This is a genomic window from Halomonas elongata, from assembly GCF_029081005.1.
Taxonomy (GTDB): Bacteria; Pseudomonadota; Gammaproteobacteria; order Pseudomonadales; family Halomonadaceae; genus Halomonas; species Halomonas elongata_B.
On record NZ_JAJQTQ010000020.1, the window covers coordinates 43,771 to 64,828 of the forward strand.

Genomic DNA, 21,058 nt, shown 5'->3' on the forward strand with positions numbered 1-21,058 from the left:
AAGGCTCATGAGCTAATTAAAGGTAGATGGTGTTCTGACTTTTAGAATGCTGAGCTGCCCGCGTGGTCTGCCGAGGAACTGGCCGCTAATCCAGCGTTTCCACGAATAAGTCACGCAGCGGAAGCTTCTCGTCGATTTGACAGTCGTGAAACGACGCACACATATTGATGTGGCGAAATAATAAAACTCACCAAAAAGCGAGAGAATCATGAAAGGAATAAACGCATCGCTTCTACCTGCGGCCCTTCTGGGAGCCATGGTCATCGGTAGCGGACTGGCCACGACTGCCGCCGCGCAGGATTCCTATACGGTTGGTGTCGAGGCCTCTTTTCCGCCCTGGGCCTATGTGGAAGGCGGGGAGTTCAAGGGGATCGCCATTGATGCCATGGAGGCAATCGCCGAGGATAGGGATATCGAAATCGAATTTCAGGATATGCCTTTCCCGTCGCTGATCCCGGCCTTGGCGGCCGAAAAAATCGATATCCTTGCTACCGGGCTTACCGTGACAGAAGAACGTAGCGAGAATATCGACTTCACTATTCCTTGGTGGGAAACCAACGATGTCGTGTTGGTGCCCGAGGATTCCGAGCACAATGTATTTACTGCCGTGTGCTGTGGGGCTCGGGTCGGCGTTCAGGGCGGGTCTTCTCAGCAAGCCTGGATGGAAGAGAACGTACTGAACTCCAGTGATACCGATGTCGAGCTGGCCAAGTACGACAACTACGTGACAGCGGTGGATGATATGGCGATCGGTCGTATCTCCTCGGTCATCGTCGATGACACGTCTGCCCAGGAGTATATCAATGCTGGTAAGCCGGTGAAAATGGCTGGCAAGATTTATATCCGTGCCCCTCTGGCGTTGGCGGTATCCAAGGGCGATCCTCAGGAAATCCTGGGGGACCTCAATCAGGGTATCCTTGCTATCTACGAATCCGGCGAGTGGGGCGAGATCGTCGAGCAATATATCCCCGGGGTGTCCATTCCCTCCATTCCAGGCCATATGCCTGATTTCGTCGATACCTACCAGAAGCCGGTGGCTGGCCTTCCCGATCTCGGTAACGAATAAACCATTATGAGGATAGGCGCCTTTCCAGAAGGAAAGGCGCCTTTTGCTTCAGGGAAGCCGGTATGGATATCTACGACGTACTTTTGCGTGACTTTCCCTTTCTTCTGAAAGGGTTAGGGGTGGCCATCGTCCTTTTGGCTGCTTTGTTGCTGATCGGCTTTGTGTTGGGCATGGGGATCTGCCTGGTACAGCTATATGGCCCGAAATCCCGGTTAGTGCAGTGGCCATTGGTGCTCTATGAGCGCGTCTTTCGGGGTGTGCCGATCATCATCATGTTGTTCATCTTCTTCTATGGTATTTCGGGAATCTTCGATATCTCGGCTTTCGGGGCTGCGATATTGGCCATGGGACTCCGCTCCGCGGCCTATCAGTCGCAGATTTTCCGCAGTGCTTTCCAGTCAGTACCGGCTGGGCAAATGATGGCCGCTCGTGCCATGGGTATGTCCAAGGCCAAGGCGATTCGTCATATCGTCTTTCCACAGGCAGCTCGGCATGCCATTGGCCCCTGGACCAATGAGTTCTCCTCGGAGATCAAGGAGACGTCTCTGGCTTATGTCATCGGGGTGGTCGAGCTGACGCGTCAGGCACATTACATCATCACCAGCACCCAGGGTAACGTGCTGACCGTGTTTGCCGTCGTGGCATTGTTGTACTTCATCCTCAATCGGACAGGCAACAGCCTGCTATATGCCTTCGAACGCAAGCTGGCCGTGCCGGGCTTCGAAAAATAATGCGAGAGGGACGCCAAGAATGGCCGATGACCTGATTCTAGATGTACAGAATGTGACGAAAGCCTATGACGGTCTTGCAGTACTGAAGGGTATTGGCTTCGGGCTGCGAAAGGGTGAGACCAAGGTGCTGATCGGGCCCTCGGGATCGGGCAAGAGTACACTGCTTCGTTGTATCAATTATCTTACGGTACCGGATGCCGGGCGTATCTATCTCAACGGCGAGGAGGTTCTAGATGCCAACATCGATGCCATGAGGGCACGCATGGGATTCGTTTTCCAGGACTTCAACCTCTTTTCTCACCTGACCGTTCTCGACAACGTGCGTATTTGTCAGATCAAGGTCAACGGTACGGACAAGGAAACTGCCATCCGGCGTGCATACAGAGAATTGGAGCGGGTTGGCCTGGAAGAGAAGGCCAATGCCTACCCGGCCGAGCTCTCCGGTGGTCAGCAGCAGCGGGTTTCCATCGCCAGAGCCCTGGCGATGGACCCGGACGTACTGTTGTTCGATGAGCCCACATCGGCGCTGGATCCGGAATTGACCGGTGAGGTGGTGAGGGTGATGCAGCAACTGGCCAATGAGGGCATGACCATGGTGGTGGTGACGCATGAGATGAGCTTTGCCCGGCAGGCGGCGGATGAAATCATCTTCATGGAGAACGGACATATCGTCGAGCAGGGGGCGCCTACGGCGTTGTTCAAGGCCGCCACCAACGAGCGTACTCGCGCTTTTCTCAACGTCATTGCAGAGCACGGGTGAACCATGCGGGAATTCATCGCGTTCGGTATTGAGTGGTTACCTGAGCTGCTCAAGGGCGTGCCGGTCACGCTGGCGTTGTGGGTGATCGCCATCACTCTGGGGTTCTTCCTGGGCCTGGTGTTGTGCTGGGCCAGGGTATACGGCAATCGGCTCTTTTATTGGATCGCCACCGCCTATGTGGAGCTGTTTCGCGGGACCCCCATGCTGGTGCAGATGTTCTTCATTTATCTGGGACTGCCCCATGTGGGCATTGTCTTCGATGCCTTCACCGCAGCCGTGATCGCCATCACTCTCAACAGCGCCGCTTATCAGGCTGAGTACTTCCGAGGCTCGGTGCTGTCGGTACCCAAGGGACAATTAGTGGCCGCGCGGGCCTGTGGCATGACCCAGTGGCAGGCAATTCGCCATATCATGTTGCCCCAGGCGTTGCGTCGAGTGATTCCTCAGTGGTCCAACGAGGCGATCATTGAGCTCAAGTTCACTTCCATTGCCTATACCATTGGCGTGGTAGAGATCACCGCCATCGCTTCGGACATCGGTTCACGCACTTTGGACTTCTTCCTGGTCTTCCTCTGGGCGGGGATCATCTACCTGGTGCTGACCTCCACGGTGGCAAGTTTGCTGGGGTTGCTCGAACGGCGTACGTATGTGCCTGGGGTGACAAATGTATGAATGCAGATCAAGTCGAATTGTGGAGGAGCCCCGAGGCTGTTGCCTGCGGGGCTCCAAGTGTACGGCATGAGTCGATATCGGCATCAAGCTTTGTGATCAGCCTCTGGCGTTCTGGCCTCGCCCGATAAATCTTATTCCACCTTGATCACCTTGCGTGACAGCACCTCCCGGTTCGCCACGTCCAGAAAGCGCAGTTCGTACATGCCGGGCTCCTCCGGCAGGGGGATCTGCACCGGCGGTTTGCCGGAGATCTTGACTGCTTCCAGCCAGGTAAAGATCGCCTGGTTGCCGCGCGCCAAGGTGATCCGCTGATCGGCGCTGCCGCTTTTTACATTCCAACCTACTTCGATTATGGCACCGGGCTCTGCGGTCTCCGGTGCGCTCAGGCTGGCGCCGCTTTCCAGCGCTGCATCGGCGGCAAGTACCTCGATCATGTGACGCGCCATCGTCCGGCCGCCTTCCTTGAGCACGTAGCGCAGCTCGTATAGACCGGTATTCTCCGGAGCCTGCAACGTCTTCGTGCTCTCGTCGCGGACACGGAAATACTCGGTATAGCTGCCTTCCTCGGCGCCCATCGGCACGATGGTGATGTAATCCTCGCCATCGACCGCGCCGCTCCATTGGACAGGGATTCTTGTGCCGGCTCTGACCTCGTCCGGCCCGCTGACGGTGACCTCCGGCTCGGTGATCTCGATGGGCTGGCGTGCCATCGTCCGGCCGCCTTCCTTGAGCACATAGCGCAGCTCGTATAGACCGGTTGCCGCCGGGGCCTGCAGCTTTTCCTCGCTCTCGTCGCGTACGCGGAAGTAGTTGGTGTAGCTGCCTTCCTCGGCGCCCATCGGCACGATGGTGATGTAATCCTCGCCGTCGACCGCGCCGGTCCACTCGACCGGGAACCGCTCGCCCGCCAATGCCGTTTTCGGCCCGCTGACGGTGACCTCCGGTTCGGTGATTTCGATCATTGCGGTGCCAAGCACCTCTCCGCCCTCTGACGTCATGTAACGCAGTTCATGCATGCCGGTATCGGCCGGGGCACGCAGATCGCCTTCTGTCCTGTCCTTCACGCGAATATAGTTGCCGTAGTCACCCGCTTCGGTTCCTGTGGGTACGATGGTGACATAATCCCTCTTGTCGAGGGCCTTGTCCCAGCCGATGCGAACAAGCGAGCCGGCGAGGGCCGATTCGGGGCCGCTGACGATCACCTCGGGACGTTCTGGTTCTGGTTCGGGTTCTGGTTCGGACACGGCGGTGGCCACGGCGCTTAACGCTCGGCCCAGCTCCTCGGCATTGCCAGCCTCGATATACTGCCCGTCGGTATTCTCGGCCAGACAGGATAGAGCGCCGGTATCCGCATCGCCGAGGCCGAAGCCCACCACATGCGCGGTGAATCCAACGCCGCCCTTTTCAAGCGTCTCGGCCAGCGCGCAGGGGTCGCGTTCGCAGCTCTCCAACCCGTCCGAGATAAGGACCACAGTGGCGGGTGTATCGGTGTAGGAAAGCTCGGTCGCGGCCTGTTCCACGGCGCTGGTCAAGGGGGTCTTGCCCGTGGGGGTAATCGTTCCGATCCGATCCAGAATCTCGGCGCGTGAGCCTTCGCTCGGTACGACAATGGTTTCCATATCGGTGCAATCGCCGCGGCGGCGGTGACCATAGGCCATCAGCCCGACCTTGCGGGTTTCGGTCCACTCTCCCAATAGGTTTTCCATCACGTTCCGGGCAATCTCGATCTTGGCGGTGCCGTCGATCTGGCCCCACATGGAATTCGAGCCGTCAAAAACGATCATCACGTTCTCGTTCGTCGCATTGACGGGGGTGGCGAACGCCATCCCCCCGGCAAGCGCGAGGGCGGCGGCTCTCAAGGCGATCTTCTTCACTTCGGGTTCCTCCCCTGGCCGTATACTGGGTCGATCTCCCGCCACGCTCCTTCAGGTCGCGGAATTTCCCCGACATCCCAGCTTAGACCCCCATTCCGGGTTGGGCTGCTGGCCTGTGATCGTCTTGAAGTGGAATTGGTGCGGATTGCACGGGCGAGGATCTCTTTATCCACAAAGCCAACTGCGACGCGCAGGAAGGCTGACAGGATGCTCGAGAGCCGCTTGGCGGTGTTGCATGGGACGATCACGTGATGGGGCCACTGAAAAGAGGGGCGGTGACCGATGCGTTTACCTGCCCTACCGGGCGTCAATCAGCGGGACGCAAGCACGTTCTGGGAGTGTATTACTGAGGGGCAGTCGAGTGAGGGCGCAGCGTTGGCATGTGGTGTGTCCCCGTCGGTGGGGACGCAGTGGTTCCGTGGGGCAGCACCGACCAACTTGGTACCGTACTCAGGGCGTTATTTATCGTGCGCAGGGCGCGAGGAGCTTGCGCTGTTGTGGGCCTTGGGGGAGGGGGGCGCGAGATTGCCCGGGGCTCGTTGGGCATACAAGAAAGCCGGCTCCCTGAGGAACCGGCTTTCTCGATATTTGGTGGCGGGGACCGCCGGGCTTGAGAGAGCGAACCGATGACCTGCACGGGGTGATGAAGCGCCGAGCCCGACGAACTCTCTTTGAGTAAACGAAGAAGGCCGACACCCCTAGGTATCGGCCTTCTTCTGATGTTTGGTAGCGGGGACCGCCGGGCTTGAGAGAGCGAACCGATGACCTTCCCGGGGTTATCGAGTGTCGAGCCCGACGAACCTCTTTGGGTAAACGAAAAAGGCCGACACCCGTAGGTATCGGCCTTCTTCTGATATTTGGTAGCGGGGACCGGATTTGAACCGATGACCTTCGGGTTATGAGCCCGACGAGCTACCAGACTGCTCCACCCCGCATCAACGTGGGACGTATTCTACACATCGTGAGTGCTGCGTCAACCACGGCTTTCGCAGGCGCTTTCGTTTGGCCAGCGTTGGTCCATACTCTTCAAGGTGTCACATGGATGACCGCTGAAGGAACGACACTGTGGGCAAGGCTTGGAATGGCATTATCCAAGCATGGCGTGAACCGGAGAGGGAGATAGCCAATGACAACATCAACGTCCGTCGCCTGGGTGACGGGAGGTACCGGCGGCATCGGCTCTGCCATCTGTCGGACCCTGGCCGATGCCGGATATTTCGTGGTGGCGGGGTATCGCAATCCTGACAAGGCTCAAGCCTGGCTCGAGACGCAACGGGCCGATGGTTACACGAATATCGCACTCTCTGGTGTCGACCTTTCCAGTCATGAGGATTGCGTGAAGGGAGCCCAGAACATTCGCGATACCCATGGGCCGATCAGTGTGCTGGTCAACTGCGCCGGTATCACCCGTGACGGTACCCTGAAGAAAATGACGTCCGAGCAGTGGCACGAGGTGCTCGATACGAACCTCAACAGCGTGTTCAATACCTGCCGTAGCGTGATCGAGGACATGCTCGAACATGGCTATGGCCGCATCATCAATATTTCGTCGATCAATGGGCGCAAGGGGCAGTTCGGGCAGGCCAACTATGCCGCTGCCAAGGCTGGCATGCATGGTCTGACCATGTCGCTGGCGCAGGAGACGGCGACCAAGGGCATCACCGTCAACACGGTGTCGCCGGGGTATATTGCCACCGACATGATCATGGACATCCCCGACAAGGTTCGCGAGGCGATTCGCGAGTCGATCCCCATGAAGCGCTTCGGCACGCCGGAGGAGATCGGTCGGCTGGTGGCTTTCCTTGCCGACAGGGAATCCGGTTTCATCACCGGCGCCAATATCGATATCAACGGTGGACAATTCATGGGCTGATTGCCCGTGGCACCCGCGATTCCCCCGGCGTGGGCCACCTTCAGGGAGGCGGAAGCTGAGTCAGGCTTTCCAGAGTACGATCCAGTTCGCCGACCTCCCGTTCCCACAAGGCCGGGGGAATTGGCCCGGTGGCCAGCAGTTCGCATAGTACCTCGCGGAGTTCTTCGGCCCGCGAGGGCTCCTGTCCCAGGTTATCATTCAAGCGTTCTACCTGGATGGCCAACCGCAGGGGGTCGTCTCGCTGGGCGACCTGCCCACCGGCGAGCAGTGCCAGATGGACGCGGACACGCGCCAGTCGTTCCTCGACATCCGCCTGGTCGGGCGGGTTGCGACGGGCTGCGTTGCGCCGTTCGTGGGCACTTTCCAGATCGCTCGACAGCGCTGGGGCACCAGTATGCTGAACATCGTGTGGTGTCTCGCCTTCCAGGCTGGCGGCGTCCGCTTGCAAGTGGGCGTCGAGTAGAGGGCGCACGCGGTGCCAGCGGTGGACCACCTCGGCCAGGGCGAGGCGAGCCAGACGCTCGCGCCGGGCGCGGATGATGCCCGACCAGCGTTTTCGCATGCCTTCGCTGCGTCGTCCGTGGGGCAGGGGTTCCAGCGCCATGGCTTCGTTGATGGCGTCGTCGAGCCGGGCGGTGTCGTCGCTGGATCCGGGGTGCCAGGCATCCAGACGCTCGATCAGGGCCTGCATGGCATCGAGTTTTGCCTTGTTGCTCTTGTCGTGCTGCTTGCGGGCGGCATCCCGGCTGGCGAATATCTCGTCGCAGATGTGACGAAACTCGCGCCATAGGGCCTTCTCTTCATGGCGTGGTGCGCGACCGAGTGCGCGCCAGCGTTTCTGCAGCGTCTTGGCGCTTTCTGCCCGTTGAGCCGCAGCTTGTTCGCTGTCGCGAAGACGGCGGGCTTCCTCGATCAACGTTCGTTTGGCATCGGCGACCTTGCCGGCACGACGCTCGATCAAGGCCTGCAGTTCGTGGCGGATACGACCGAAACGTCGGCCGATGGCCTCTGCCTGGTCACGGGGGACCGGGGAGTGACGTCGCCATTGCTGGCGGGCACGGTCGCGGATTTCGCGCAGGGCGTCTGGGTCCGCCTGGTTCGAGGGTTGGTCGAGCAGGGTCTCCAATTGCTCGCACAGGGCTTCTCGAGCCTCCAGGTTGCTCTCTCGCTGTGCCTGCTGCTGCTGACGCCACGGCCTCAGGCGCTCGTGGATGCGATCGGAGGCGGCGCGGAAGCGGGTCGATTGTTCGCGGTTGGCGGCGGCATCGCCGAGGCCTTTCCATTCCTTGATCAGACGGCGGTGGCGACGGTCCAGTTCTGCATCGCCTAGGGTGCTGTCATCGGCCAGGGCAATGATGTCCTGGCAGAGCTGGTCACGCTTGGGGCCGGCGACGAAGCCGCGCCAATCGCGCAGTTCGGCGAGTCGCGCGCCCAGGCGCTTGAGTCGGCCGGCGTCGATACGCTTGCCGGGGAGTTCGTCTGCCTGCTGGCGCAGGCGCTGATGCAGACGGCTGGCGCTCTTGAAGGCGCCGCTTTCCAGCAGGCGCTCGAGTTGTTCCAGGTCGTCGTCGAAGCGAGCCAGGCGTGTCTCGAGATTCTCGTCCGTCGGTGTTTCCTGTCGCGCGAGCTGGTCATGAGCACGTTGCAGGAGCGGGGAAGGAGGCAGTTCGCGGGGCCAGCCGCAGGCGTCGACCAGGGCGGCGAGGCGGTCGTCATCGCCATCGCTCAGGGCCTGCTGGATGGCCTCGGTACGCTCGTCAAGGCGCACCCGGGCCTGGACGATGCGGTCATAGCTTGCCAATGCCGCGTCGTAGCGCTGGCGCAGGGCATCGTCGGCGAGGTGCTTGTCGGAGAGCGCCTGCCAGCGGCTGGCCATCAGTTGCTTCTGTGATCGCAGGCTGGCGATGTCCTGGTCGGCGAGACGCTCGCCGTGGCGCAGGCCATCGAGGCTTTCCTCGAGCGCCTCGACCAGGGACTCGCGGGCCTGGTCGGCATCTTCCCGTCGGCGGTCGGCGGCGTCCTGGGCGTGCTCGTGCGCTTCATGGTCGCTGATGACCTTGCGGCAGCGCAGACAGGCGTCCTGGTAGCGGCGCTCCTGTTCGGCATCGGGGATGTCTTCCAGTTGCGACCATTCGCGCATCAAGTGACGAAACCGTCCGGCATAGAGCGGTTCCCAGGCGCTGGCGGCATGCCCCTCGAGGCTTTCCAGCAAGGCCCGGCGGCGTTCCCGGGCCGCCGCCAGGGAAGCGGCATCGGCACGTAACTGGTTGAGGCGTTCACGGGCGCGGCGAACCACTCGGCGGTCCCGGCGTGCCTCGTTGACCAGGCGGGCCAGGCCCGCTTCGCTGGTGACGCGCTCGGCGGCGGCGTGACGAACCGCGGCGATGCCATTCTCGCAGGCTTGTCGAATCAAGGCGGTTTCGCTGTCGAGGCGCGCCAGCGCGGCGAAGCGCAATTGCTGGTTGTCCCCTTCCAGAGCGAGGCGCTCGAGCATCGCCGGATCGTCGAGCGTCTCGGTCAGGGCGATGCGTCGACCCAGGTCATGGTGTCCCGCCCGGCCGATGAGCAGCATGATCAGACGTTCGCGGAGTTCTTCCGACTCGCCGTGTTCGGTACGCAGGGCGATCAGCCGATCCGGATCGTCCAGTCTCGCCAGGGCGGCACGACGGACGCCGCCATCCTCGTCGACGGCGAGTCGCTCCAGCGTCTGGCGCTGCTCGTCGCGCTCGGGGTCGAGTCGAAGGGTGGCTTGGCGTCGGACGTCGGGGTCCGGGTGCCGCCAGCGGGAGGCGAACAGTCGGCGTAGCAGTCCTGGCATGATGTTCCCGGCGAGGTCGCGGCAGGGGGCGACATGATTAGGGTGAACGGGGTTTGGGGCGAAATTGGCTCAGCAGTTATCTAAGCATGCGTCGGCGCGGCAGAAAAGGGCGCCGGGCACGAGTGTTGCCGTTACGAGACACTGACACGAAGGGGGCGTTGGGCTTATGATCAGTTGCAGGGTCCGGGGCTCTCGCTTAGCTTGGGAGCTGTACCCCGACCATCACCCGACGTGGAGTTCGGCAATGAGTCTCAAAGTGGAAAGAGACGGCATGGCATTCACCTTCAAGGGCGGTATGTTGCCGATGACGGTCATGGAGCTGGCCAGTGCCGACCCCGAGCACATCCGCGAGCAGCTCGCCGGCAAGCTCAGTCAGTCTCCGGCCTTCTTCCATCATACCCCGGTAGTGCTCAACGTCGAGCGCCTCGATGAGCCGCATCTGGCGCTCGAACGGATCTGTGCGGTATGCCGCGCCCACAAGCTGCTGCCGGTGGCCGTGCGTGGCGGGCCCGATCCGGTCAAGCAGTCGGCCTGGGCCCTGGGCCTTGGCTGGTTCCCGCCCCAGGAGGCCGATCGGCCTCGTCCTCTGGAGAGCGTGCCGGTGAGCGAGGCGCCCGAGCCCGGTGCGGAGGCAGCGCCCCCGCCCGTGGCCGATGAGATGACGGGAGGACGTATCTTCCGGGGCACGGTGCGTTCGGGCCAGCAGATCACCTCGCCCGAGGGCGATCTGGTCGTGGTCGGTGCGGTCAATGCCGGCGCCGAGGTGCTGGCCGGCGGCAGCGTGCATGTCTACGGCCCTCTGCGCGGCCGTGCTCTGGCCGGTATCCACGGCAATACCCAGGCCGGCATCTTCTGCCGCGAGCTGCGTGCCGAGCTGCTTTCCGTGGCCGGCAACTACAAGCGCCTCGAGGATATCGATTCGCGTCTGCTGGGCACCGCCATACAGGTACGCCTGAGCGAGGCGCAGTTGAGTATCACGCCGTTGGACTGACACGGCCGCACAACGACGATTCGGCGGCGCGCGGTGCCGCCCTTTCTCCCAACATGACAGACAGGATGTGACACTTGGCAAAGATCATCGTTGTGACCTCCGGCAAGGGTGGGGTCGGCAAGACAACCAGTGCAGCCGCTGTCGCCACGGGCCTGGCCCTGCGTGGGCAGAAGACCGTGGTGATCGACTTCGACGTCGGGCTGCGTAATCTCGATCTGGTCATGGGCTGTGAACGTCGCGTGGTCTATGACCTGGTCAACGTCATTCAAGGCGAGGCAGGCCTCAATCAGGCGTTGATCCGCGACAAGCGGATCGACAACCTGCATATCATGCCGGCCTCCCAGACGCGGGACAAGGATGCCTTGACCCTGGAAGGCGTGGAGCAGGTGCTCGAGACCCTGAACAAGGATTTCGACTATGTTATCTGTGATTCGCCTGCCGGCATCGAGCGTGGTGCGCAGCTGGCCATGTACTTCGCCGACGAGGCGATCGTGGTCACCAACCCCGAGGTGTCCTCGGTACGTGACTCCGACCGCATCCTTGGCCTGCTGTCTTCCAAGACCCGCCGTGCCGAGCGTGGTGATGATCCGATCAAGGAACACCTGCTGATCACCCGCTATAATCCGAATCGAGTGGATCGAGGAGATATGCTCAATCTCGAGGACATTCGCGAGATCCTGGCCATCAATCTGGTGGGCTTGATTCCGGAGTCCGAAGCAGTGCTGAGAGCCTCCAATCAGGGCGTTCCGGTCACCCATGACGAGGCCAGCGACGCCGGTCAGGCCTATGCCGATACCGTCTCCCGGTTGATGGGTGAGGACGTGCCCCTGCGTTTTCACGAATACCAGAAGAAGAGCCTGTTGAGCCGCATGTTCGGAGGAGGTCGCCGGTGAAGCTACTCGATTTCCTGAAGCGCGAGCGCAAGCAGTCCGCCTCCGTCGCCAAGGAGCGGCTGCAGATCATCGTTGCCCACCAGCGCAGTCAGCGTGGGGGAACGCCGGATTACATGCCGATGCTCGAGAAGGAACTGCTGGAAGTGATCCGCCGTTATGTCCAGGTCGAGGATGACGCCATCAACATCAATCTGGACAGCGAGGACAACTGTTCCGTACTGGAGCTCAACGTCACGCTTCCCAGGGCGTGAGATGGCGGCTGAGCCGCCGGCGGGGCTGTGCTAGGCTGTGGGCTTCATGTCCCAGTCCGTTCGGAGTGCATCGCCCATGGCGCAGAAGAAAGCCGCCCCGCTGACCTTCCTGTGGCACGATTACGAGACGTTCGGGGCCGACCCGCGTCGTGATCGGCCGTCACAGTTCGCCGCCATCCGCACCGATGCCGATTTCAACGAGATCGGCGAGCCCATCGAACTGTTCTGCCAGCCTGCCGACGATTACCTGCCGCACCCCCAGGCCTGCCTGATTACCGGCATCACGCCGCAACAGGCCAGGCGACGGGGACTTCCCGAAGCGGAATTCGCCGGTCGCATTCAGGCGGCGATGAGCGAGCCGGGCACCTGTGCATTGGGGTACAACAGCCTGCGCTTCGACGACGAAGTGGGGCGTCATCTCTTCTATCGCAACCTGATCGATCCCTATGCCCGGGAATGGCAGAACGGCAATTCCCGCTGGGACCTGATCGATGTGGTGCGTGCCTTTCACGCGCTGCGACCGGATGGCATCGTCTGGCCGACCCGTGACGACGGCACGCCGAGCTTCAAGCTCGAGGACCTGACCGCCGCCAACGGCATCGAACACGCGGGGGCACACGACGCCCTGGCCGATGTTCGGGCAACCATCGAGCTGGCGCGACTCTTGCGACGCAGCAATGCTAACCTGTTCGACCATCTGCTGGGCATGCGTGGCAAGCGTGCGGTAGGGCGGGCCATCGATGTGCCGTCGCGCAAGCCGGTTCTGCACATTTCGCGCCGCTATCCGGCGAGCCGGGGATGCAGTGCCCTGGTGATGCCGCTGGCGGAGCACCCGACCAACCCCAACGGGGTCATCGTCTATGACCTCGCGATGGATCCCGAGCCGCTGTTGTCGCTGGATGCACAGCAGATCCGCGATCGGGTCTTCGTCAGCAACGATGACCTGGCCGAGGGTGAATCACGCATTCCGCTCAAGGTCATCCATATCAACAAGTGCCCGGTGATCCTGCCCGCCAATGCGCTCAAGGATGCCAGCGGGCCGCATCGGGGAGAATACGGTGAGGTCGTCGAGCGCCTCGGCGTGGATGTGGCATCCTGCCGGCGTCACTGGCAGTTGCTGGCGGCGAACCCGGATGTCTCGGCCCGGGTGGCCGACGTGTTCGCCGGGCCGCCTCCCGATTCGCCCCACGATCCCGACCTGATGCTCTATTCCGGCGGTTTCTTCTCGCCGTCCGATCGCCAACAGATGCAGCGGGTCCGCGACAGTGATCCCTGGGACCTTGTCGGGGCCAGCTTCGCCTTTCAGGATCCGCGGCTCGAGGAGATGCTGTTCCGTTATCGGGCCCGCAGCTACCCGGATACCCTGACCGGCGAGGAGCAGGCGCGCTGGGAGACATTCCGCTGGGAGCGCATGAATGATCCGGCGGTTGCCGGCTTCACGCTGCCCGAGTTCGCACGGGAAATCGAGCGGCTCAACCAGGTATCCCTGGCGGATCGCGAGCGCCAGATCCTCGAGGAACTGGTGATGCATGTGGAAGCGATCATGCCGGCCCAGGCCTTCGGCTGACCGTCGGCGAGCCACTGTTCCGGTGGCCCCATGGTCGAGACGACATCGCCCGGCTTCTGCCGGGCGATGTCATTATGGAAACACATGAAGCATGTTTCCTTGTGGCACGCTGTTTTTCAGCGTGCCTGTTTCGGCAATGGGGTCAGGTCCGTCTTGAGGTCCAGTACATCGCTGGCGCTGTCGCCCGGGTCGTGGGTGATATTGACCATGGGCCCTGTTACCAGGTCGCGCCAGGCATCGCGCAGCGCGTCGGGGGAAACGTCCATCACGCGCTCGGCCAGTCGGTGCTGGTGGTCGAAGCCGGTGTCCTCCAGGGCGAGTGCCTGCCAAAGGCGATTGGTCCGGCCGGGCAGGCTGGTGTCGCGCTGCAGCAGGTCATCGCGCACTGCCTGGCGGTAGGGGGCCAGGTCGCTATCCGTCAAGCCGTCGAGGTGCGTGCCGAAGTCGTCGACAAAGGCATCGATTCGAGCCTGGATGGTCTGGCTGTTGGTGTCCGGTGATTGCACCAGGAAGGTGATGCCGGGCGCATCGAGCAGCGGTCGATAGCCGGCGTTGACCACGTACCCCAACTGCTGTTCGGTACGCAGCTGCTGGTAGAAGGGCGTCTCGAGCAGTCGTCCCAGTACCGACAGCCTGGCCTGGGTGGCCAAGGCCCGGTCGGCGCCCTGCAGGTACCGCATGACCAGCGACTCGTCCCGTTCGGTATCGGGCGTCAGTGCCGGGAGATCGTCGTTGGCGCGCAATGTCACCAGATCGGGGATCGCGTCCCGGGACAGTTCCGGTGATAGAGCCTCGGCGACGTGGCGGGCCTGCTGTGTCGCTCCCTCGGTGCCCAGGTCGCCGACGGCCATGGCCTCGAGGTGCAGGTCATCGAGGAAGGTATCGCGAAAATCACGCAATGCCTGGGCGTCCAGCGCCTCGCTGGCCGCGAGCAGCGCCTCGGGGGACCACTGCGGGCGGACCAGCGTCTCGGCCAGGGTGCGGCCGGCCTGCTGATAGAGATCGTCCTGAGGGGCGTTGCGCCAGTTGCGTCGCAGACGTTCGCGGACGCGTTCGACGCTGTCGGCCTGGATATCGCCGTGTTGCAGCTGTTCCAGCACGCGTGCGATCAGGCGGTCCTGGCGATCCCGCCAGCCGGAGAACGACAGCGTGATACCGCGGGCATGGGCATAGGCCTCGAAACCGTGACCGGCCAGGCGCGCCGCATAGAGGGTCTCGTTGAGGCTGTCCTGCAGCCAGCCGGCGAGCAGCCGCGACAGTGCCGCCTTGCGGGCATCATGGCTGGCATCAGGATGTTGAAGGCTGAAGCGCCACTCGACCTCGGGGGTGTCGAAGCTGGCGTCGCGCATGTGCCAGGCCTCGATGCCCGTCTCGTCGAGGCGTTGTTGTGGAACCTCGTCCTGCTCGCCGAGCAGTTCGAGGTCCTCGGCGATGTAGGGGTTGGGCTCGGGCAGCGACAGCCCCGCCAGGGGTTGTGCGGTGCCATCATCGACGTCGATCGGCGTCCAGGGGGTGTCGAACCAGGGCGAGGTGCGTTCTCCCTCCACCTCGGGGCCGCTGTAGAGCCTCAGCAGATTATCCGGACGCAGTGCCGACAACCAGGTGTCGATGCGCGAGGCGTCGAAGCCGTCCATGCGGTAGGGCGCATAGTTGACATCCTCGACAGGGTAGCGTGAAAGGTTCATCGACAGCCGCATGGCATCGTCCAGTGCGGAGCCGTGCTGCTGGAAGCGGAACGCCTGTTCGGCGAGCCTGGCCTGCTCGTCGTAGCGCCATGCCTCGACGCCGCCATCGCGAATGGCGCGGATGGCGGCGAACAGGCTGGCCTGGATACGAGCTTGATGCTCGGCGCCCTCCGGCGTCAGGCTGATATCCACCCGAAACAGGGCATGCTGGCCATCTCCCCGTGTCACGCCGGCAGACAGTCCGTCGGCCCAGCCGGCCTCGCGCAACACGGCGAGCAGGCTGCCGTTGCCCTCGTGGCCGAGGAGGTTGGCCAGATAACTGGCCGGCTTGTGGCGATAATCGGTGATCGGATCGGGCACGGGGAAATAGAAGCTCAACTGCCGGCTGTCCCGCAGCGACTTGAGCCTGGCGGCAGCGGGCAGGCGCGATTCATCGGCCAGAGGGGGCTCGATGATCGGGCGCGAGAGTTCCCGGTTCGGCACGTCACTGAAGTTGTCGCGTGCCAGCGATTCCAGTTCGTCCAGCGGCTGTGGCGCGACCACGGAGAGGTGCATGACATGGGCACCATAGTGATCGCGATAGAAGTGCTGGATGCGGTCACGCAGGCCGGGCTCGCCCTCGGGCCTGTCGGCCAGGGTCTCCAGACTGCCGACCGAAAAGCCGGTGGTAGGATTCTCCGGGTTGAGCAACTGGTCGAGCACATCGTTGCGGCGGCGCCCCTCGTTGCGCTTGCGAGCGACGTACTCCGAATGTACCACCTTGCGCTCGTTCTCCAGCCGGTCGGCATTGAACAACGGATTGACGAAGAAGCGACTGAAGCGATCCAGGGCGCCAGACAGGGCATCGGGCTCGATGGAGAAGAAGTAGTTGGTGTCCTGAGGGGCGGTGAAGGCGTTGTGCTGGCCGCCGTGACGGGTCAGATAGCGCTGGTAGGCGTCGGCTTCCGGATAGCTTTCGGTGCCGAGGAACAGCATGTGCTCGAGGTAGTGGGCCAGGCCGGGCAGGTCGTCCGGGTCCTGGGCGCTTCCCACATCCACGTTCAACGAGGCGGCGGCCTTGTCGGCTTCGCTGTCGCTGACCAGCAGGGCGGTGAGTCCATTGTCCAGGGTCAGGATGCGGTAGTTGCGGTCGTCATGGGGGCTGATGCGGGGCATGGTGACCTGTTCGGCGTCGTGGGTGGACGGCTGGGCGATGCTCGCACCGGGCAGCAGCATGGCTAGCGCCAGAGAAGCGGCCAGGCATGGGCGTGATGGACGGATCATCATGTCTCCTGTTCGGATGTCCTGCGTAGCATGGGGCCGATGGGGTAGGCGCAGGAGGCTTCCTGGTTGCCGGGATCATTGACCCCTCTTGATACAGGAAAAGCGCCCAACAGTTCCTCGGGTGCCGGCGTCAGCCGTTGGCGGGCATCGACGGTCGGCGTCTGCGGGTCGAGCCAGTGGACGGCAGCGCCGGCGTCGATCACCGCCGGCAACCTGTCGCTCAACGGAGAGAGCAGGGGAGGGCTGGGTACCGTGATCAGCGCCAGGGAGTCGTTGTACTCGGTGAGGGTCGTATGGAAACGGCACCAGAGGCCGGCCAGCAACAGGGGGCCGCGATCGACCCGGGTGACCAGGTAGGGCTGCTTGGCGCGGGGCGTGGGCCGCCAGACGTAGATGCCGCCGACCGGCACCAGACAACGACGGGCCGCGAAGGCATCACGAAACATGGCACGTGACTCCAGCGATTCGGCCCGTGCGCAGTGGGGCGCGTGGTCGAGTACCTTGAGCCAGGAGGGGGTCAGCCCCCAGAAGGCACGACCCAGTCGTGGCCGTCCTGCCTCCAGACGGACCAGGGACAGCGGCTGCCGAGGCGCGAGATTGATGCCCGTCAGCGGGGCTTCGTCCACGACCAGTTCCGGTAGCAGGCGATCGAGGGCGAGGGGCGGAATGTAGAGTCGGCCGGCCATGAGACCTCCGGAATGCGGTGCAACAGGGTAACCAAGACGCCGGGACGAGGAAAGCGGCCAGCGTTACCGGGCTTGCGTTGCTCCACAAGGACGATATGCTGTCGAAAACAGTGTTCGCTTCCAGGCGTTCCCGACCCGCATGGCTGGCCAGCGGCCCGCCGCCCTTTCCATACCCCGTGAGGAAGCCGATGGCTCGACCCAGACAGCATGCCCCCGAGACGCTCCATGCCCAGGTCATGGCGGCCTGCGACGCCTGGCTGCAGGAGCATCCGGTGCACACGCTGTCGTTGCGCTCCCTGGCCCGTGAGGTCGGCTGTGCGCCGAGCACGCTACTCAAGCTCTACGGCAGCTTCAACAACCTTCTGCAGCACGTCAACATCGAGTCGCTGGGACGCCTTCGTGTCGCCATCGACCCCTTGCTCAGCGATGGCACGCCGGAGCAGCGCCTCAAGTCGCTGGCGCTGGCGTACTGGGAATTCGCGCGTCAGGACCCTTATCGCTGGCAACTGCTGTTCGATTACCCCCTGGCCCAGGAAGGCGAACTGGATCGCCGCCAGAGCGACATGATCGAAGCATTGTTCCTGCGGGTGGAGAATACGCTGAAAGAGCACCAGCCGGCACTGGATGACATGCAGGCGCGGCGCCTGGGGCGCACGCTGTGGGGCAGTGTGCATGGCCTGGTGCAGCTTGGCCTCAACGAGCGCCTCGGTTATTGGCAAAGCGAGCCGCTGGAAGTCGAGGAACTCCTCGATCAGCTGTCGACCACCATGCTGGCTGGTCTGAAGACACCATCCGAGTCGCCGTGACCTTCCTGATGACATGGGGCGTGCCGCTTCTGGCACTGGCGGCACTGCTCTGGTGGATCTTCCGCTCGCCGCGCACCCTGATCCGGCGGATGGTGTTCATGACGGTGCACCTGATGTATCGCCTGCGCTTCCAGGGGCGTCGTCATATTCCGGCCCATGGTCCCGCCCTCGTCGTCTGCAATCATGTCGGCTTCGTGGATGCCCTGGTGATCGGCGGGGCGAGTCCGCGTCCGCTGCGTTTCATGATGGATCGCCCTATCTATGAATCTCGTTGGCTGAACTGGTTGTTCCGGCTGGTAGGCGCGATTCCCGTCGATTCCGATCGTCGCGATCCGGGCGGTTTGCGGCGTGCTCTCGAGCAGGTCAGCCAGGCCCTGCGTGACGGCGAGGTAGTGATGCTGTTTCCCGAGGGTCGCCTGACGCCGGACGGCGAGATACAGCCCTTTCGGCGCGGTCTGGAATTGATCCTGGCCAGGGATGCGGTGCCCGTGGTGCCGGCCGGCCTGGCCGGGCTGTGGGGGTCCTGGACCTCGCATTGCGGCGGGCCGGCGCTGGGCAAGTGTCCGCGTCGCTTTCGGGCGCGGGTCGCGCTCTATTTCGGTGAGCCGGTAGCCCCCGAGAACGCCGAGCGCGAACGGCTCGAGGCTCGAGTGCGGGCGCTCAAGACGGAGGCGGATGCCTGGGTGGAACGCGGGCGACGCGCCTAGTGGCCTGTATATCTGGAGTTGACGGTAGACGTATGGCGGCTCCCGGCTGCCATACGGTGTTGCCGCTCCTCGCCATAGCGCTGCTATGCCTCGTCACGGCGCCTTGTCTGTTCGCCATCTCTTCAGCGAACGCCGAAACAGGACACTAGGTCGTGGCGGCCACGGTGCGACGCACCGACTGCCAGCAGCGTGCGGCGGTGATCAGGTTGTCACGGACCTCGAGGATTTCCATGCGAACCGGCCCGATCGCCAGGCAAACGGGGCCGTCCGGGAAGGATTCCAGGTATTCCAGGATCAGGCCATTGAGGGTCTTGGGGCCGTCGGTGGGGAGCTGCCAGCCCAGCGACTTGTTGATATCCCGGATGTTGGCGGTACCGTCGATGACGTGGCTGCCGTCTTCCTGGGGGTGGATGTCCTGATCCTGGCTGGCCACATCGGTGGTGAACTCGCCGACGATCTCCTCGAGGATGTCCTCCAGGGTCACCAGTCCTTCCACGTCGCCGTACTCGTCGACCACGATGCCGATGCGTCGCTTCTGCTTCTGGAAATTGAGCAACTGGGTATGCAGCGGCGTCGATTCCGGGATGAAGTAGGGTTCCCGCGCTTCCTGCACGATGGCCGCCTTGGTCACTTCGCCGCGTGACAGGAAACGCGCCGCGTTGCGCAGGTGCAGCATGCCGATGATGTTGTTGATGTCGCCCTTGAAGACCGGCACTCGCGTATGCTGGCTGGTACGTATCTGGGCGAGGATATCGTCCAGGTCGTCATCGAGGTCGATGCCCGAGACCTCGTGGCGGGGCACCATGATGTCGTTCACCGTGACGTTCTCGAGATCGAGGATCGAGACCAGCATGGCCTGGTGACGACGCGGGATCAGCGGCCCCGCTTCGTGGACCACGGTGCGCAGCTCGTCGCGGGTCAGGTTGTCGCCATCCCCCTCGATGTTCTTTACGCCGAGCAGCCGCAGCAGGCCGTTGGAAATGGCATTGACCAGCCAGACCAGCGGATAGAGCACCTTGAGCAGTGGCTCCAGTACCAGCGAGGCCGGATAGGCGATGCGGTCGGGCTTGACCGCGGCATAGGTCTTGGGCGTCACCTCGGCGAAGATCAGGATGACGATGGTCAGCAAGGTGGTGGCGACCGCCGGGCCTGTGACATCGCCGAAGAAGTGGATGGCGATGATCGTGGCGATGGACGCCGCCAGGTTGTTGACGAAGTTGTTGCCGATCAGGATGACGCCGATCAGTCTGTCGGGGCGGCCGAGCAGGCGCATGACACGCTGGGCACGACCCTCGCCGCCGCCGGCGCGATGGCTCAGGCGATAGCGGTTGATCGACATCATGCCGGTTTCGGAGCTGGAGAAGAAAGCGGAAAGGCAGATGAGCAGCAGCAGTAGGCCGAACAGCAATCCCAGAGGGAAATCGTCGTTCAAGTCTAAGGATCCTCAATCGCGGGTCAGGCTCGAGTTGTAGGGACTGGGCCGGACGCTGTCAAGGCACCTCAGCCCTGGCCCAGCAAGACCTCGAGAACGAACTTGCTGCCGAAGTAGGCCAGCAGCAACATCAGGTAGCCGCCCAGGGTCCAGCGTACGGCGCGCATGCCTCGCCATCCCAGCCAATGATGGCAGACCAGCAGAGTGGCGAAGATCACCCAGGCGAGCAATGACAATACCGTCTTGTGCACCAGGTGCTGGGCGAACATGTCCTCGACGAACACGAAGCCGCTGGCGATCGCCAGGCTCAACAGGGCCATGCCGGCCCAGATCAGCTCGAACAGGATACGCTCCATGCTGGTCAGAGGGGGGAGTGACTGGACCACGCCGCGGATGTGGTGATGGCGCAGCGCCTGGTTCTGCACGCCGAGCAGAATCGCCTGAAAGGCGGCGATGGCCAGGAAGGCGAAAGCGAGTGCCGAACTCAGGGCATGCAGGGCGATGCCCGGGGTCATGCCCGGGTGGCGTTCAGGACTCGGCAGGCCGATGGCCAGCAGCAGGGTGAGACCCGCCAGCGGGAACAGGCCGGCGGCCACGTTGAGCACCGGCTTGAACAGGCTGACCACCAGTAGCGTCAGCACCGCCAGGCCGCTTGCCAGTACTGCACTGGTGGACAGGCCGGGCAGCAGGGACGTGCCCTGATCGAGCAGGCCGATGGCGAGCGGCAGATGGCAAAGCAACCCCAACAGGCCGAAGCTGCGCACCAGTGCGGCGCGCGGTGGCACCCGCCGGGCCAGGGTCAGGCCCTGCCAGGAGGCGGCCGCTATATAGAGGATGAAGGCCATGACGGCAAGTGGGAGCGCGTGCATCGATGCTATCCGTGCGCCTTCGCCAGCGCCTGGTGACATGAAGTGGAACGCTTACTATACCGAATCGTCGCGATGCCTGACAGCCGCGAGCGAAAGATGACGGCGCCCATGCAT

At 63.0% G+C, this 21,058-nt stretch carries 17 protein-coding genes and 1 tRNA gene; 11 read left to right on the forward strand and 7 right to left on the reverse strand.

The features are described from left to right. Positions 1 to 208: 208 nt before the first annotated feature. The 4 genes from LU493_RS14390 (at position 209) to LU493_RS14405 (ending at position 3,229) form a co-directional block, all read left to right on the forward strand. A complete protein-coding gene (locus LU493_RS14390; RefSeq protein ID WP_275288481.1) occupies positions 209 to 1,066 on the forward strand; it encodes an ABC transporter substrate-binding protein in 858 nt (285 codons plus the stop codon). A gap of 62 nt (positions 1,067 to 1,128) precedes the next feature. Continuing rightward, a complete protein-coding gene (locus tag LU493_RS14395) occupies positions 1,129 to 1,797 on the forward strand; it encodes an amino acid ABC transporter permease (protein WP_275288482.1) in 669 nt (222 codons plus the stop codon). Between the two features lie 19 nt (positions 1,798 to 1,816). After that, positions 1,817 to 2,557 (forward strand): amino acid ABC transporter ATP-binding protein, encoded by a 741-nt coding sequence (locus LU493_RS14400; RefSeq protein ID WP_275288483.1) that lies wholly within the window; start codon positions 1,817 to 1,819, stop codon positions 2,555 to 2,557. A gap of 3 nt (positions 2,558 to 2,560) precedes the next feature. After that, positions 2,561 to 3,229, forward strand: coding sequence for an amino acid ABC transporter permease (locus LU493_RS14405; protein ID WP_275288484.1), 669 nt, complete (start codon positions 2,561 to 2,563; stop codon positions 3,227 to 3,229). Between the two features lie 131 nt (positions 3,230 to 3,360). On the opposite strand, the gene LU493_RS14410 is transcribed toward LU493_RS14405, so the two are convergent. Both LU493_RS14410 and LU493_RS14415 read right to left on the reverse strand, forming a co-directional pair. Continuing rightward, a complete protein-coding gene (locus LU493_RS14410) occupies positions 3,361 to 5,103 on the reverse strand; it encodes a vWA domain-containing protein (RefSeq protein WP_275288486.1) in 1,743 nt (580 codons plus the stop codon). Positions 5,104 to 5,961: 858 nt separating this feature from the next. Next, a tRNA-Met gene (locus tag LU493_RS14415) sits at positions 5,962 to 6,038 on the reverse strand. Between the two features lie 191 nt (positions 6,039 to 6,229). Between LU493_RS14415 and phbB the strand changes: the two genes are divergently transcribed. Further along, a complete protein-coding gene (gene phbB, locus LU493_RS14420) occupies positions 6,230 to 6,976 on the forward strand; it encodes an acetoacetyl-CoA reductase (RefSeq protein WP_275288487.1) in 747 nt (248 codons plus the stop codon). Positions 6,977 to 7,016: 40 nt separating this feature from the next. Here the strand turns inward: phbB and LU493_RS14425 are convergent, their stop codons facing one another. Then, complete coding sequence (locus tag LU493_RS14425; RefSeq protein WP_275288488.1) at positions 7,017 to 9,794, reverse strand: DUF349 domain-containing protein; 2,778 nt, start codon at positions 9,792 to 9,794, stop codon at positions 7,017 to 7,019. 244 nt (positions 9,795 to 10,038) lie between these two features. Between LU493_RS14425 and minC the strand changes: the two genes are divergently transcribed. The 4 genes from minC to sbcB all read left to right on the forward strand — a co-directional run bounded on the left by minC (position 10,039) and on the right by sbcB (position 13,496). Then, on the forward strand, positions 10,039 to 10,785 hold the full coding sequence (minC, locus tag LU493_RS14430; RefSeq protein WP_275288489.1) for a septum site-determining protein MinC: 747 nt from the start codon (positions 10,039 to 10,041) through the stop codon (positions 10,783 to 10,785). A 74-nt stretch (positions 10,786 to 10,859) separates the two neighbouring features. Continuing rightward, positions 10,860 to 11,678, forward strand: a complete 819-nt coding sequence (minD, locus tag LU493_RS14435; protein WP_275288490.1) for a septum site-determining protein MinD — start codon at positions 10,860 to 10,862, stop codon at positions 11,676 to 11,678. Beyond that, positions 11,675 to 11,929, forward strand: coding sequence for a cell division topological specificity factor MinE (gene minE / locus LU493_RS14440; protein ID WP_275288491.1), 255 nt, complete (start codon positions 11,675 to 11,677; stop codon positions 11,927 to 11,929). The genes minD and minE overlap by 4 nt, the downstream gene beginning before the upstream one ends. A gap of 76 nt (positions 11,930 to 12,005) precedes the next feature. Continuing rightward, complete coding sequence (gene sbcB / locus LU493_RS14445) at positions 12,006 to 13,496, forward strand: exodeoxyribonuclease I (protein ID WP_275288492.1); 1,491 nt, start codon at positions 12,006 to 12,008, stop codon at positions 13,494 to 13,496. Positions 13,497 to 13,612: 116 nt separating this feature from the next. On the opposite strand, the gene LU493_RS14450 is transcribed toward sbcB, so the two are convergent. Further along, positions 13,613 to 16,444, reverse strand: a complete 2,832-nt coding sequence (locus tag LU493_RS14450; RefSeq protein WP_275288493.1) for an insulinase family protein — start codon at positions 16,442 to 16,444, stop codon at positions 13,613 to 13,615. Beyond that, on the reverse strand, positions 16,444 to 17,130 hold the full coding sequence (locus tag LU493_RS14455) for an SOS response-associated peptidase (RefSeq protein WP_275288494.1): 687 nt from the start codon (positions 17,128 to 17,130) through the stop codon (positions 16,444 to 16,446). The genes LU493_RS14450 and LU493_RS14455 overlap by 1 nt, the downstream gene beginning before the upstream one ends. A gap of 188 nt (positions 17,131 to 17,318) precedes the next feature. On the opposite strand from LU493_RS14455, the gene LU493_RS14460 reads away from it, so the two are divergent. Together LU493_RS14460 and LU493_RS14465 are read left to right on the forward strand one after the other, a co-directional pair. Beyond that, the gene (locus tag LU493_RS14460; protein ID WP_275288495.1) at positions 17,319 to 17,936 is read left to right on the forward strand and encodes a TetR/AcrR family transcriptional regulator; all 618 of its coding nucleotides are present in this window, start codon (positions 17,319 to 17,321) and stop codon (positions 17,934 to 17,936) included. 89 nt (positions 17,937 to 18,025) lie between these two features. Next, positions 18,026 to 18,643, forward strand: coding sequence for a 1-acyl-sn-glycerol-3-phosphate acyltransferase (locus LU493_RS14465; RefSeq protein ID WP_428994568.1), 618 nt, complete (start codon positions 18,026 to 18,028; stop codon positions 18,641 to 18,643). Positions 18,644 to 18,788: 145 nt separating this feature from the next. On the opposite strand, the gene LU493_RS14470 is transcribed toward LU493_RS14465, so the two are convergent. Together LU493_RS14470 and LU493_RS14475 are read right to left on the reverse strand one after the other, a co-directional pair. Next, complete coding sequence (locus LU493_RS14470; protein ID WP_275288496.1) at positions 18,789 to 20,075, reverse strand: HlyC/CorC family transporter; 1,287 nt, start codon at positions 20,073 to 20,075, stop codon at positions 18,789 to 18,791. Between the two features lie 68 nt (positions 20,076 to 20,143). Then, positions 20,144 to 20,944: a cytochrome C assembly family protein gene (locus tag LU493_RS14475; protein ID WP_275288497.1), complete on the reverse strand. Its 801-nt coding sequence runs from the start codon at positions 20,942 to 20,944 to the stop codon at positions 20,144 to 20,146. Positions 20,945 to 21,058 lie beyond the last annotated feature (114 nt).

What these genes read in the sequence shown, in the direction of transcription:
- LU493_RS14390 (WP_275288481.1), top strand. Translation starts at nt 209, where the DNA reads ATGAAAGGAATAAACGCATCGCTTCTACCTGCGGCCCTTCTGGGAGCC.
- LU493_RS14395 (WP_275288482.1), top strand. Translation starts at nt 1,129, where the DNA reads ATGGATATCTACGACGTACTTTTGCGTGACTTTCCCTTTCTTCTGAAA.
- LU493_RS14400 (WP_275288483.1), top strand. Translation starts at nt 1,817, where the DNA reads ATGGCCGATGACCTGATTCTAGATGTACAGAATGTGACGAAAGCCTAT.
- LU493_RS14405 (WP_275288484.1), top strand. Translation starts at nt 2,561, where the DNA reads ATGCGGGAATTCATCGCGTTCGGTATTGAGTGGTTACCTGAGCTGCTC.
- phbB (WP_275288487.1), top strand. Translation starts at nt 6,230, where the DNA reads ATGACAACATCAACGTCCGTCGCCTGGGTGACGGGAGGTACCGGCGGC.
- LU493_RS14425 (WP_275288488.1), bottom strand. Translation starts at nt 9,794, where the DNA reads ATGCCAGGACTGCTACGCCGACTGTTCGCCTCCCGCTGGCGGCACCCG.
- minC (WP_275288489.1), top strand. Translation starts at nt 10,039, where the DNA reads ATGAGTCTCAAAGTGGAAAGAGACGGCATGGCATTCACCTTCAAGGGC.
- sbcB (WP_275288492.1), top strand. Translation starts at nt 12,006, where the DNA reads ATGGCGCAGAAGAAAGCCGCCCCGCTGACCTTCCTGTGGCACGATTAC.
- LU493_RS14450 (WP_275288493.1), bottom strand. Translation starts at nt 16,444, where the DNA reads ATGATCCGTCCATCACGCCCATGCCTGGCCGCTTCTCTGGCGCTAGCC.
- LU493_RS14455 (WP_275288494.1), bottom strand. Translation starts at nt 17,130, where the DNA reads ATGGCCGGCCGACTCTACATTCCGCCCCTCGCCCTCGATCGCCTGCTA.
- LU493_RS14460 (WP_275288495.1), top strand. Translation starts at nt 17,319, where the DNA reads ATGGCTCGACCCAGACAGCATGCCCCCGAGACGCTCCATGCCCAGGTC.
- LU493_RS14465 (WP_428994568.1), top strand. Translation starts at nt 18,026, where the DNA reads ATGGTGTTCATGACGGTGCACCTGATGTATCGCCTGCGCTTCCAGGGG.
- LU493_RS14475 (WP_275288497.1), bottom strand. Translation starts at nt 20,944, where the DNA reads ATGCACGCGCTCCCACTTGCCGTCATGGCCTTCATCCTCTATATAGCG.